Genomic DNA, 12,571 nt, shown 5'->3' with positions numbered 1-12,571 from the left:
TCCCACTTATGCTCTGAGGATGGCCCATGTTTACGGGAAGTATTGTAGCGCTTGTCACGCCGATGGATGAAAACGGCAACGTTTGCCGGTCAAGCCTGAAAAAACTGATTGATTACCATGTCGCCAACGGAACCTCGGCGATTGTTTCGGTAGGTACTACCGGAGAGTCCGCAACATTGAGCCATGAAGAGCATGGTGACGTGGTCATGCAGACGCTGGAACTGGCCGACGGGCGTATCCCGGTCATTGCCGGTACCGGTGCTAATGCAACCGCAGAGGCGATTAGCCTGACTAAAAGATTTAACGATAGCGGCGTGGTTGGCTGCCTGACGGTAACGCCTTATTACAACCGTCCGACTCAGGAAGGACTCTTCCAACACTTTAAAGCTATCGCAGAACATACTGACCTGCCGCAAATTCTGTATAATGTGCCCTCCCGTACCGGTTGCGATATGCTGCCTGAAACCGTTGGTCGTCTGGCGGAAATCAAAAATATTATCGGTATTAAGGAAGCGACGGGGAACTTAAGCCGGGTTCATCAGATCAAAGAGCTGGTTTCAGATGACTTTATTCTGCTGAGCGGCGATGACGCGACCGGAATGGACTTTATGCAGCTAGGCGGCCATGGCGTGATTTCCGTAACGACAAACGTTGCGGCGCGTGAAATGGCCGAGATGTGCCGACTGGCGCTAGCAGGTCAATTTGCCGAAGCTCGTGCGATTAACCAGCGTCTGATGCCATTGCATACCAAATTATTTGTCGAACCCAACCCTATCCCGGTCAAGTGGGCCTGTAAGGCGTTGGGTCTTGTGGCGACCGATACGCTACGCCTGCCGATGACCCCGATTACCGAAAACGGTACGAAGGTTGTTACCGCAGCGCTGAAGCATGCCGGTTTGCTGTAAAGTTTAGGGAGATTTGATGGCTTACTCAGTACAGAAGTCGCGCCTGGCGAAGGTTGCGGGTGTTTCGCTGGTTCTACTCCTCGCGGCCTGTAGTTCTGACTCGCGCTATAAGCGTCAGGTGAGCGGCGACGAGGCCTATTTGCAGGCTACGCCGCTTAGTGAACTTCACGCGCCAGCAGGTATGATTCTGCCGGTTCAGGTGGGTGATTATAATATTCCGGTTGCGACCAGCACCGGTAATACAGGCAAAGCGCTGGATATTCGTCCGCCAGCCCAGCCTCTGGCGCTGGTCAGCGGCGCGCGCACGCAGTTTAACGGTGATACCGCAACGCTGATGGTGGAAAACGGGCGCAGCGGTTCGCTGTGGGCGCAGGTGGCAAGCATCGTGCAGTCGAAAAACTACACTATCGCTAAACGCGACGATGCCAGCCAGACGCTGAATACCGACTGGGTCGAATGGAATCGCCTCGATGAAGACCAGCAGTATCGTGGTCGCTATCAAATCTCAGTTAAACAGCAGGGCTACCAGCAGGCGGTGATCGTGAAGCTGGTGAATCTGGAGCAGGCGGGTAAACCTGTTGCCGATCCGGCTTCGCTGCAGCGCTACAGTACCGCCATGCTGAACGTCATTTCCGAAGGTCTGGATCTGAACGCGACCAGCGCGCAGAACGCCGCGCAGAAAAATGCCGGGGCAACCTTCGACGTGCAGAGCGGGGCTGATGATACCGGCCTGCCGATGCTGATCGTTCGCGCACCGTTTAATCTGGTATGGCAACGCCTGCCGGGCGCGCTGGAAAAAATGGGTATGAAGGTAACTGATAGTTCTCGCTCTCAGGGTAACTTGTCCGTGACCTATAAACCGCTTTCCGACAGCGGCTGGACCGATCTGGGCGCTCGCGACCCACAGCTGGTGTCCGGCGATTATAAATTGCAGGTCGGGGACCTCGATAACCGCAGCAGTCTGCAGTTCATCGACCCGAAAGGCCATACTCTGACGCAGTCGCAAAATGATGCCCTGGTTGCCGTATTCCAGGCCGCATTAAGTAAGTAATTAACAGGGCTGGAGCAATCCGGCCCTTTTTAATGTATAGTGACGCAAACGTGTGCGTCGGCAGAAAAGCACAAATTTTTATCGTTAATCATCACTGGAGTGACAAAGATGCAAAAGCAAGCTGAGTTGTATCGTGGTAAGGCGAAGACGGTATACAGCACCGAAAACCCGGATCTGTTGATACTCGAATTCCGTAACGATACGTCAGCAGGGGACGGCGCTCGCATTGAGCAGTTCGATCGTAAAGGCATGGTGAACAACAAGTTCAACCATTTCATTATGAGCAAGCTGGCGGAAGCGGGTATCCCGACCCAGATGGAAGCGCTGTTGTCCGATACCGAGTGTCTGGTTAAAAAGCTGGATATGGTGCCGGTGGAGTGCGTGGTGCGTAACCGCGCTGCCGGTTCGCTGGTGAAACGCTTAGGGATTGAAGAGGGCATCGAGCTGAACCCGCCGCTGTTCGACCTGTTCCTGAAGAACGACGCCATGCACGATCCGATGGTCAACGAATCCTACTGCGAAACCTTTGGCTGGGTGAGCAAAGAGAACCTGGCGCGTATGCAGGAGCTGACCTACAAAGCTAACGATGTGCTGAAAAAGCTGTTTGACGATGCGGGCCTGATCCTGGTGGACTTCAAGCTGGAATTTGGTCTGTTCAAAGGCGAAGTGGTGCTTGGGGATGAGTTTTCTCCGGACGGCAGCCGTCTGTGGGATAAAAAGACCATGGATAAAATGGACAAAGACCGTTTCCGCCAGAGCCTCGGCGGCCTGATTGAAGCCTACGAAGAAGTCGCTCATCGCCTGGGCGTGAAGCTCGACTAATCCCCTACGCCAGGAGAAGTTTTCTTCTTCTGGCGCTCTTCTTGCTGTTTCCTGTGGTAATCCTTCGCTGAACCGCCTACGATCTTATTCATTGGTTAATATGATGAATTGAGGTGCTTATGCGCTGGCAAGGACGTCGCGAGAGCGACAATGTTGAAGATCGTCGTAGTCAATCTGGTTCGCCAATGGGCGGCGGGGGTGGTTTTCGTCTCCCCAGCGGCAAAGGCGGCATTGTGCTGCTGATTATTGTTCTGGTGGCGGGCTATTACGGCGTCGATTTAACCGGCATGCTGACCGGCGAGCCGGTATCTCCGCAGCAAACCACCACCCAACGCTCCATCAGCCCGCAGGATGAAGAAGCCGCAAAATTCACTAAGGTGATTCTGGCGGACACGGAAGATACCTGGGGAGCAATATTTAAAGATATGGGCCGCCAGTATCCGCAGCCCAAACTGGTGATGTACCGCGGCGCGACGCGGACCGCCTGCGGTACCGGTCAATCCGTTATGGGGCCTTTTTACTGCCCGGCGGACAGCACGGTGTATATCGACCTGTCATTCTACGATGAGATGAGAAGCAAGCTTGGCGCCGGCGGCGATTTCGCACAGGGCTACGTTATCGCCCACGAGGTTGGCCACCACGTACAAAAGCTGCTGGGTATTGAATCGAAAGTGCGTCAGCTACAGCAAAACGCTTCGCAGGCGGAAGCGAATCGCCTGTCGGTGAAAATGGAACTACAGGCGGACTGCTTCGCTGGCGTCTGGGGCTACAACATGCAGAAGCAGGACTACATGGAGACCGGCGACCTCCAGGAAGCGCTGAATGCCGCAGAGGCGATTGGCGACGATCGCCTGCAGCAGCAGAGCCAGGGGCGGGTGGTGCCGGACAGCTTTACCCATGGAACGTCGCAGCAGCGCTATACCTGGTTTAAACGCGGCTTCGATAGCGGCGACCCGGCGCAGTGCAACACCTTCGGCAATGCGCTGTAATGCTCTTCTGTCATGGATGAACTGCGTCGTCTGACGGCGCAGATGGCGCGCGAAGGCATTCGTCGTCTGCTGGTTCTCAGCGGCGACGATGCCTGGACTCAGCTTCAGGCGCAACAAATACGCACAGCGCTGGCCGGAGACGGACTGTGGGTTGGCCCACAGCCGATGCCTGCGCCGTACGTCCCGCCTGCAGATCTGAGATCGCTGTTGGGCCGCGAATACCAGCACGCCTTTTTCGATGCCCGCGCGGGCTTTGATGTTGCCGCTTTCGCCGCGTTAGCCGGTACGCTACGCGCCGGTAGCTGGCTGGTATTGCTCACCCCCGACTTCGCCCAATGGCCGGCCCGTCCTGATGCGGATTCCCGGCGCTGGAGCGACGCTCCCGATCCCATTCCCACGCCGAACTTTGTTTATCGTTTTTGCCAACAGATTGTTGCGGATAAAGCGTCCATTCTCTGGCGGCAGGGCCATGAACGGGTCGTACCCGTATTTCCCGAGCGCCCGCGATGGCATTTCGCCGATGGTCATCCGCAGGCGGAGCAGGCCGCCGTTCTTGCCGAACTGGCCGATTTCCCCCCCGGTATTGCCGCGTTGACCGCCGAACGCGGGCGAGGGAAGTCCGCTCTCGCGGGAATGCTTCTCCGCCAGTTAAAAGGTGACGCCATCGTTACCGCGCCGGCGCGCGGAGCGACGGAGGTGATGGCGGCTTTCGCCGGGGAGAGCGTTAACTTTATGGCGCCCGATGCATTACTGGCGTCCGGACGTCGAGCGGGATGGCTGATAGTCGACGAGGCTGCCGCCATCCCCGGGCCGCTGCTGCGCCAGCTTGTTTCCCGTTTCCCGAGAACGCTGCTGATCACCACCGTTCAGGGATATGAAGGGACCGGACGCGGTTTTTTACTTAAATTTTGCGCCAGCTTCGCGCACCTAAGGCAGTTTAGCCTCACGACGCCCATCCGCTGGGCTAGCGGCTGTCCGCTGGAAGCGACAATTGCACAGTTGCTGCTGTTCAATGATGAGACTTTCCAGCATGCGCCAGGCGGCGATATCGCGCTGGAGAACGTCAGCCAGCAGTGCTGGCGGCGGCAGCCTGCGTTACCGGAAGCGATGTATCAGCTGCTCTCCGGGGCCCACTATCGCACGTCGCCGCTGGATCTCCGGCGCATGCTGGATGCGCCAGGACAGCATTTTACCTGCGCCCATAGCGGCGAGCGCATCGCCGGGGCGTTGTGGCTGGTGGAGGAGGGCGGTCTTGAGCAGTCGCTTAGCCGGGCGGTATGGGCCGGCTATCGGCGTCCGCGCGGAAATCTGGTGGCGCAGTCGCTGGCGGCGCATGGCGGTAGCCCATTGGCGGCCACGTTGACGGGCCTGCGCATCAGCCGTATTGCCGTGCATCCGGCTCGCCAGCGCGAGGGGCTGGGGCAGCGGCTGGTGGCCCGGGCGGCGGCTCAGGCTGCGGACCGGGATTATCTCTCAGTCAGTTTTGGCTATACTCCCGAACTTTGGCGTTTCTGGCAAAGCTGCGGTTTTACGCTGGTGCGGCTGGGCACGCATCGGGAAGCCAGCAGTGGCTGTTACACCGCGATGGCGCTCTATCCTCTCAGCGAAGCGGGACATTGCCTGGCAAGCGAAGAAGCCCAACGGCTGCAGCGCGACGAATTCTGGCTGCGCGAGTGGCGAGATGAACCTGTGCCGCTGACGGCGCTGAAAGCGACTATTCTTACTGAAGAAGACTGGCTGGAGGTAGCGGGTTTTGCTTTTGCCCATCGTCCGCTGCTGACCTCGGCGGGTAGCCTCAATCGCCTGCTTATGCTGGTGGTGCTGCCGCTTCCGGCGCTGCGGGCCCGCCTGCAGCAGCAGGATGAGACCGCGCTTTGCCGAACGTTAGGTTTATCCGGACGGAAAGCGCTGCTGGCCAGGCTGCGCGAAGAGGCGGCGCAGGCGCTGCTCAGCCTGGATGAAAACCGCGCCAACGACCTGCGCCGGCAGGTTCAGATGTTGCAATTTTTTAACTAACTTCATCAGTTAAATGGCATGGTCATATTCCCTCCGCGGCGTAAACTTCCTTGCAGACATTAAGGAGAAAGCCATGAAACACGATCATTTTATCGTTCAAAGCCCCGCAACACCTGCACAGCAACTGCTGCTGCTGTTTCATGGCGTCGGCGATAACCCGGTGGCCATGGGGCAAATCGGTAGCTGGTTTGCGCCGCTCTTTCCCGATGCGCTTATCGTCAGCATCGGCGGCGCGGAGCCGTGCGGCCCGGCTCCGGGACGCCAGTGGTTTTCTGTCCAGGGCGTCAGCGAAGAAAATCGCCAGCAGCGCGTAGATGCGATTATGCCGACCTTTATTGAAACGGTGCGCTACTGGCAACAACAGAGCGGCGTCAGCCCGCAGGCGACGGCGCTGATCGGCTTCTCGCAGGGGGCGATTATGTCGCTGGAAAGCATTAAAGCCGAACCGGGTCTGGCATCGCGGGTGATTGCCTTCAACGGCCGCTATGCGACTCTGCCCGAGACGGCGACGACCGCGACCACGATTCACCTGATCCACGGCGGTGAAGATCGGGTTATCGATCTGGCGTGGGCGGTTGCGGGGCAGGAGGCGTTGCAGCAGGCCGGCGGGGATGTGACGCTGGATATCGTTGAGGATCTGGGGCACGCGATTGACGATCGCAGCATGCAGTTTGCTCTCGATCATCTGCGCTTTACCGTACCGAAGCACTATTTCGACGAAGCGCTCAGCGGCAGCACGCCGAAAGACAGCGATATTATTGAACTGCTATAAATAATAAACCCGGAGGCGATGCTGCGCATCTGTCCGGGCTACCGGCCCGCTGACGGGCTGTAAACCCGTAGCCCGGGCAAGGCGCGTCAAGCGCCGCCCCCGGGATAAGAGCGCAGAGTGGAATCATTTCCCGGAGGCGATGCTGCCCATCTGTCCGGGCTACCGGCCCGCAGATGGGCTGTAAACCCGTAGCCCGGGCAAGGCGCGTTAAGCGCCGCCCCCGGGATAAGAGCGCAGAGTGGAATCATTTCCCGGAGGCGATGCTGCGCATCTGTCCGGGCTACCGGCCCGCTGACGGGCTGTAAACCCGTTGCCTCCTCAGCGATGCGCTACCGGGAAAACCTTACAAAAACAAGATTTTACTTCTTCTTTGACGGGTCGTTCTTCGGCCAGTCGTCATCGTCATCCCACTTATCATTGAAGTCGCGGTGCGGCGGCAGCTCCGGTTTATTGTTGAGAAATTTTTTATGATCAACGCGGGTAAGATCTTTAATCACGTTGATCATCACGCCCACCAAAAATACCAACACCAGGACCCACCAGTACTTCGATAGCCAATCCATGCGCTTACCTCTTCTCTATTGATGCCGTCAGGCGACCAGCTGCTCCATAATGCGTTGATACATCCGCGCCAGTAGCTGGAGGTCGGCGGCATTCACACACTCGTTTATTTTATGAATGGTGGCATTCACTGGCCCCAGTTCAACCACCTGCGCGCCCATACGCGCGATAAAGCGTCCGTCGGACGTGCCGCCGTTAGTCAGCAGCTGCGGTTTTATTTCATTATAGTGCTCAATAGCGTTAACCACCGCATCAACCAGCTTACCGCGGCTGGTCAGGAACGGCTGCCCCGAGAGCCACCAGTCCACGCTGTAGCGCAGTTCGTATTTCTCCAGCAGCGCCACGACGCGCGCTTTAATCATTTCATCGGTCAGCTCCGTGCTAAAGCGGAAGTTGAACTGGACGAACATGTCGCCGGGAATGACGTTGTTGCTGCCGGTCCCGGACTGCACGTTAGCGATTTGCATACTGGTCGGCGGAAAGAATTCGTTGCCCTTATCCCATTCGATGTTCACCAGTTCCGCCAGCATCGGGGCGGCGCGGTGGACCGGGTTATCGGCGAGATGCGGATAGGCCACGTGCCCCTGTACGCCGTGAATGGTCAGGTTGCAGGTCAGCGAGCCGCGACGGCCGTTTTTGACGACATCGCCGACGACTTCGGTGCTGGACGGTTCGCCGACCAGGCAATAATCCAGGCGCTCATTGCGCGCCATCAGCGCTTCAACAACCTTTACGGTACCGTTTTTGGCGCTGGCCTCTTCATCTGAAGTGATCAGGAAGGCCAGACGACCTTTATGATTCGGATACTGAGCCACAAAGCGTTCTGCCGCGACCACCATCGCCGCGAGCGAGCCTTTCATATCTGCGGCGCCGCGGCCAAACAGCATGCCGTCGCGAATGGTGGGTTCAAAGGGGGGGTTAATCCAGCGATCGGCGTCGCCCGACGGAACGACATCGGTATGGCCGGCAAACGCTAACGTTTCCCCGCGCCCGCGCCAGGCCCAGAAGTTTTGGGTATCTCCGAAATCCATCGGTTCAACGGTAAAGCCAATCGCACGCAGACGTTCAATCATTAACGCCTGGCATCCCGCATCATCGGGGCTGAGGGAAGGGCGGCGAATAAGCTGCTGAGCCAGCTCAATGACCGGGCAAGACATAGACTACACCTCGTTAAACTGCTGATAACTTGATTCACTGAAACCCAGCAGCATAGGCTGACCGGGCGCGCAGAGCAATGGGCGTTTGATGATTGCCGGCATTTCCAGCATCAGTTTCGCCGCGGCGTCGGCGTTATTGATACCGGTGCGAACCGTTTCGTCCAGCTTGCGCCAGGTTGTACCGCGAGTATTGAGCAGCGCTTCCCAGCCGAGCTCGGCAATAAAGGTGTCTAATAAATTGCGATCCAGGCCATCGACACGATAATCATGAAAGCGATATTCTATCTGATGGGCTTCCAGCCAGCGGCGGGCCTTTTTAATGGTGTCGCAGTTTTTTATCCCGTACATGGTGAGCATGATTAAACCTTTTCCGTTGAATTAAATGATTAGCTAAGAATCTTCCGAATATATAAACCCTGAATAAATAATACGTGAATTACATTAATAAATATCGTTTTTTCCCCGCCAGAGATATTTAACGTTACATTCTGGCTGTTTTTTGAGCGATTGGCCGCGACCAGTGCTGGTCATAAGGCAGCGCCAGGCGCTTCTGGCTGATGAACAAATGTTGCTAATTGTTGCTGTCGGTCACATTAAAATGCCCGGAATCGGGTCATAGTACTTACGAACGAAAGAAATCATTCCGCAGGGGGTAATTAGAGTTATCAGAACGATAGTGCAAACGCGCTTTTAACCATCAATGAATTTGCATAAAATCACCCATAATAATAAGAGAGGCTATTATGATTGAACATGAACTGGGGAACTGGAAAGACTTTATCGAAGGCATGCTTCGTAAATAGATTTCCGCAATAAAAGCATGGCGATTTCACAGGCAGAATAATAATGCAGTTGAAGCGACCACATCAAAAAGGCGACACATCCGGTCGCCTTTTCTATTATTTGGCCCCGGCGACATATCGCCAGGGCGCATCCTGATTATTGCGGCCGTTCCTTGAGCGGGAAGCGACGACGCACCAGCACGAAAAACAGCGGTACGAAGAAGATTGCCAGCACCGTGGCTGAAATCATCCCGCCCATGACCCCGGTGCCAACGGCATGCTGACTGCCGGAACCCGCACCGGTACTGGTGGCCATCGGCAGCACGCCGAAGATAAACGCCAGCGAGGTCATCAGGATCGGCCGCAGACGCTGGCGACAGGCGGAGAGCGTGGCGGTAAGCAGGTCCTCGCCTTTCTGATTCAGCTCATTGGCAAACTCGACAATGAGAATGGCGTTCTTCGCCGACAGACCGATCACCGTCAGCAGTCCCACCTGGAAGTAGACATCGTTTTCCAGACCGCGCATCCAGGTCGCCAGCAGGGCGCCGATGACCCCCAGCGGCACCACCAGCATCACCGAGAACGGCACCGACCAGCTTTCGTACAGCGCCGCCAGGCACAGGAACACGACCAGCAGCGAAATGGCGTACAGCGCCGGAGCCTGCGCGCCGGAGAGGCGCTCCTGATACGACATCGCCGTCCATTCAAGGCCAAAGCCGTTTGGCAGCTGGCGGGCCAGCTCTTCCATAATTGTCATCGCGGTACCGGTACTGACGCCCGGCGCGGCTTCACCGACGATTTCTACCGCTGAATAGCCGTTGTAGCGCTCCAGACGCGGCGAACCGGTCTCCCAGCGGGAGGTGGCGAAAGCGGAGAAGGGTACCATCGTGCCGCTGCTGTTGCGTACGTACCACAGATTAATGTCGTCCGGCAGCATGCGATACGGCGCGGCCGCCTGAACATAGACCTTCTTCACGCGGCCGCGGTCCATAAAGTCGTTGACGTAGCTTGACCCCCACGCGGTCTGGAGGGTGTCGTTGATATCATCGATGGAGACGCCCAGCGCCTGGGCTTTGCGCTGATCGATATCCACCTGTAGCTGCGGGCTATCGTCAAGGCCGTTGTGGCGAACGCGGGTCAGCTGGTTATTTTTAGCGGCCAGCTCCAGTAGGGTATCGCGGGCGGCCATCAGCGCTTCGTGTCCGTTGCCCGCATGGTCTTCCAGTTCCATATCGAAACCGGCGGAACTGCCCAGGCCGCTGATGGCCGGCGGGCTGCTGGCAAAGACGCGAGCTTCTTTTATTTTGTTAAACGCTTTGGTCGCGCGTTCGATGATAGCGAAAGAGGAACCGGTTGTAGGATCGCGTTGGTCCCAGTCCTTCAGGCGAACGAACATACGCGCTACGTTCTGTCCGTTGCCGCCGGGGCCGGAGCCGATGGTGGCGAACACCGATTCGACGTTTTGTTTTTCGTTTTTCAGGAAATAGTCTTCCGCCTGCTGGACCACCTTCAGGGTTTGCTGCTGGGTCGAACCGCTGGGCAATTGCACCGACGTGGTAAACATGCCGCGGTCTTCCAGCGGCAGGAATGACGTTGGCAGATGCAGGAACAGAAACACCATCCCCCCCAGCAGCAGGACGTAGATCATTATCCAGCGCAGCGAACGGTGAAGAATTTTGCCGACGGCGGTTTCGTAGCGGCTGGCGTTGCGGTTAAACGTGCGGTTAAACCAGCCAAAGAAACCCCGTTGCCCGTGGGTTTCGCCTTTATGCACCGGTTTGAGCAGCGTGGCGCACAGCGCCGGGGTAAGGATCATCGCCACCAGAACCGACAGCACCATTGCCGAGACGATGGTGATCGAGAACTGACGATAAATCGCGCCGGTGGTGCCGCCGAAGAAGGCCATTGGCACGAATACTGCCGATAGGACCATGGCGATACCGACCAGCGCACCCTGAATTTGCCCCATCGATTTTCGCGTCGCTTCACGCGGCGAGAGGCCCTCCTCGCTCATGATACGCTCGACGTTTTCCACCACCACGATGGCGTCGTCCACCAGCAGGCCTATCGCCAGCACCACCGCAAACATGGTCAAGGTGTTGATGCTGTAGCCGCAGGCGTAGAGGACGGCGAAAGTCCCCATTAGCACCACCGGAACGGCGATGGTTGGGATTAATGTCGCGCGGAAGTTCTGCAAGAACAGATACATGACGAGGAACACCAGCGCGATGGCTTCGAGCAGCGTTTTCACCACGTCGGTAATCGACGCCTTAACGAATGAGGTGGTTTCGTAAGCGACTTTATATTCCAGACCATGCGGGAAGTATTGCGACAGCTCGTTCAGACGGCTGATGACGCGTTCGGCGGTCGCCATTTCGTTTGCGCCAGAGGCCAGCTTAACCCCCAGCCCGGAAGCCGCCTGGCGGTTGTAGCGGCTGAGGTAATCGTATTTCTCCGCTCCCATTTCCACGGTCGCGACGTCGCCAAGGGTAACTTCCGAGCCGTCCTGATTAACCCGAAGGGTGATATTGCGGAACTGTTCCGGGGTTTGTAACAGCGATTGCGAATTAATTGTCGCGTTGAGCGCCTGTTTATCTACCGAAGGCGTACCGCCCAGCTGGCCGACGGCAATCTGCGCGTTCTGTGAAGAGATGGCATCGGTGACGTCTTTTGCCGTCATCTGAAAACTGTTGAGTTTGGCCGGATCGAGCCAGATACGCATCGAATACTGGGAACCATAGGCGTCAATGTCGCCGACGCCGTTTACCCGGCTGAGCGGGTCCTGAATGTTACTGGCGACGTAGTCGGCGATATCCTGTTTATCCATGCTGCCATCGGTAGAGACGAAAGCAATCGTCAGGATGTTGGTGTCCCCGGTTTTACGCACCGTCACGCCCTGGTTCTGGACGGCCTGCGGGAGTTTACGCATCGCCGACTGCAGCTGGTTCTGCACCTGCTGGACGGCTTCGTCCGGATCGGTACCGGCGGTAAAGCTTAGCGTCACGGTGGCTTGCCCGGTGCCGCTGCTCTGGGATGACATGTACATCAGGTTGTCGAGGCCGGTCATATTCTGCTCGATAACCTGGGTAACGGTATTTTCCAGCGTTTGTGCCGAGGCCCCGGGATAGTTTGCTGCGATCCTGACGTTAGGAGGGGCAAGTTCGGGATATTGCTCAACGGGAAGCGACAAAATTGCGAGCGTACCGGTCAGGCATAACAGGATTGCCAGAACCCACGCAAAAATGGGGCGATCGATAAAAAAATTCGCCATCAGAATTAGGACCTCATTTTGCACATTTTTTTGTTATTGCAGAGCCTGTGACACTCTAGCGGCAAGGGCGCAGGCAATCGTGGAGAAAATAAGGAGATAGTGTAATTTATCGTGTGCCTTTTATGGCAGCGTAAAGAACCGTCCTTCTCCCTCTACCGACGTCATCCTTTCTGCGCGTCGCCGCAGACGCGGCCTATTATCACTTAGCTAAATAAAACGTAATTTCATTTAAGTCAAAAAAATTG

General features: G+C 56.9%; 11 protein-coding genes. 7 read left to right on the top strand and 4 right to left on the bottom strand.

Features of this window, described 5'->3' with window-relative positions; genetic code table 11:
* The first annotated feature begins 26 nt into the window (after positions 1–26).
* The 6 genes from dapA to ypfH all read left to right on the top strand — a co-directional run bounded on the left by dapA (position 27) and on the right by ypfH (position 6,555).
* Positions 27–905, top strand: coding sequence for a 4-hydroxy-tetrahydrodipicolinate synthase (gene dapA, locus KO1_RS09365; RefSeq protein WP_004104419.1), 879 nt, complete (start codon positions 27–29; stop codon positions 903–905).
* A gap of 16 nt (positions 906–921) precedes the next feature.
* The gene (bamC, locus tag KO1_RS09360; protein WP_064406905.1) at positions 922–1,956 is read left to right on the top strand and encodes an outer membrane protein assembly factor BamC; all 1,035 of its coding nucleotides are present in this window, start codon (positions 922–924) and stop codon (positions 1,954–1,956) included.
* Positions 1,957–2,064: 108 nt separating this feature from the next.
* A complete protein-coding gene (gene purC / locus KO1_RS09355) occupies positions 2,065–2,778 on the top strand; it encodes a phosphoribosylaminoimidazolesuccinocarboxamide synthase (protein WP_004104417.1) in 714 nt (237 codons plus the stop codon).
* Positions 2,779–2,897: 119 nt separating this feature from the next.
* Entirely contained in the window at positions 2,898–3,767 is an 870-nt protein-coding gene (gene ypfJ, locus KO1_RS09350) for a KPN_02809 family neutral zinc metallopeptidase (RefSeq protein ID WP_049129515.1), read from the top strand.
* Positions 3,768–3,779: 12 nt separating this feature from the next.
* On the top strand, positions 3,780–5,783 hold the full coding sequence (locus tag KO1_RS09345; protein WP_064406904.1) for a tRNA(Met) cytidine acetyltransferase TmcA: 2,004 nt from the start codon (positions 3,780–3,782) through the stop codon (positions 5,781–5,783).
* A 73-nt stretch (positions 5,784–5,856) separates the two neighbouring features.
* Complete coding sequence (gene ypfH / locus KO1_RS09340) at positions 5,857–6,555, top strand: esterase (RefSeq protein WP_016809537.1); 699 nt, start codon at positions 5,857–5,859, stop codon at positions 6,553–6,555.
* A gap of 359 nt (positions 6,556–6,914) precedes the next feature.
* On the opposite strand, the gene KO1_RS09335 is transcribed toward ypfH, so the two are convergent.
* Genes KO1_RS09335 through KO1_RS09325 form a run of 3 tightly spaced genes read right to left on the bottom strand, consistent with a single transcriptional unit; the run spans position 6,915 to position 8,630 of the window.
* Positions 6,915–7,118, bottom strand: a complete 204-nt coding sequence (locus KO1_RS09335; protein ID WP_049095255.1) for a YpfN family protein — start codon at positions 7,116–7,118, stop codon at positions 6,915–6,917.
* 27 nt (positions 7,119–7,145) lie between these two features.
* Positions 7,146–8,273: a succinyl-diaminopimelate desuccinylase gene (gene dapE, locus KO1_RS09330; protein WP_004104405.1), complete on the bottom strand. Its 1,128-nt coding sequence runs from the start codon at positions 8,271–8,273 to the stop codon at positions 7,146–7,148.
* A gap of 3 nt (positions 8,274–8,276) precedes the next feature.
* A complete protein-coding gene (locus KO1_RS09325; protein WP_004104403.1) occupies positions 8,277–8,630 on the bottom strand; it encodes an ArsC family reductase in 354 nt (117 codons plus the stop codon).
* A 386-nt stretch (positions 8,631–9,016) separates the two neighbouring features.
* Between KO1_RS09325 and ypfM the strand changes: the two genes are divergently transcribed.
* Positions 9,017–9,076, top strand: a complete 60-nt coding sequence (gene ypfM / locus KO1_RS28120; protein ID WP_100181659.1) for a protein YpfM — start codon at positions 9,017–9,019, stop codon at positions 9,074–9,076.
* 136 nt (positions 9,077–9,212) lie between these two features.
* On the opposite strand, the gene acrD is transcribed toward ypfM, so the two are convergent.
* Positions 9,213–12,326: a multidrug efflux RND transporter permease AcrD gene (acrD, locus tag KO1_RS09320; protein ID WP_004104401.1), complete on the bottom strand. Its 3,114-nt coding sequence runs from the start codon at positions 12,324–12,326 to the stop codon at positions 9,213–9,215.
* Positions 12,327–12,571 lie beyond the last annotated feature (245 nt).

Origin of the sequence: Klebsiella oxytoca NBRC 105695 (assembly GCF_001598695.1) — a bacterium.
GTDB lineage: Bacteria > Pseudomonadota > Gammaproteobacteria > Enterobacterales > Enterobacteriaceae > Klebsiella > Klebsiella oxytoca.
This window is presented reverse-complemented; position numbering and strand designations above follow the sequence as displayed.

Coding starts and splice junctions, on each gene's coding strand:
- dapA (WP_004104419.1), top strand. CDS start 27: ATGTTTACGGGAAGTATTGTAGCGCTTGTCACGCCGATGGATGAAAAC.
- bamC (WP_064406905.1), top strand. CDS start 922: ATGGCTTACTCAGTACAGAAGTCGCGCCTGGCGAAGGTTGCGGGTGTT.
- purC (WP_004104417.1), top strand. CDS start 2,065: ATGCAAAAGCAAGCTGAGTTGTATCGTGGTAAGGCGAAGACGGTATAC.
- ypfJ (WP_049129515.1), top strand. CDS start 2,898: ATGCGCTGGCAAGGACGTCGCGAGAGCGACAATGTTGAAGATCGTCGT.
- KO1_RS09345 (WP_064406904.1), top strand. CDS start 3,780: ATGGATGAACTGCGTCGTCTGACGGCGCAGATGGCGCGCGAAGGCATT.
- ypfH (WP_016809537.1), top strand. CDS start 5,857: ATGAAACACGATCATTTTATCGTTCAAAGCCCCGCAACACCTGCACAG.
- KO1_RS09335 (WP_049095255.1), bottom strand. CDS start 7,118: ATGGATTGGCTATCGAAGTACTGGTGGGTCCTGGTGTTGGTATTTTTG.
- dapE (WP_004104405.1), bottom strand. CDS start 8,273: ATGTCTTGCCCGGTCATTGAGCTGGCTCAGCAGCTTATTCGCCGCCCT.
- KO1_RS09325 (WP_004104403.1), bottom strand. CDS start 8,630: ATGCTCACCATGTACGGGATAAAAAACTGCGACACCATTAAAAAGGCC.
- acrD (WP_004104401.1), bottom strand. CDS start 12,326: ATGGCGAATTTTTTTATCGATCGCCCCATTTTTGCGTGGGTTCTGGCA.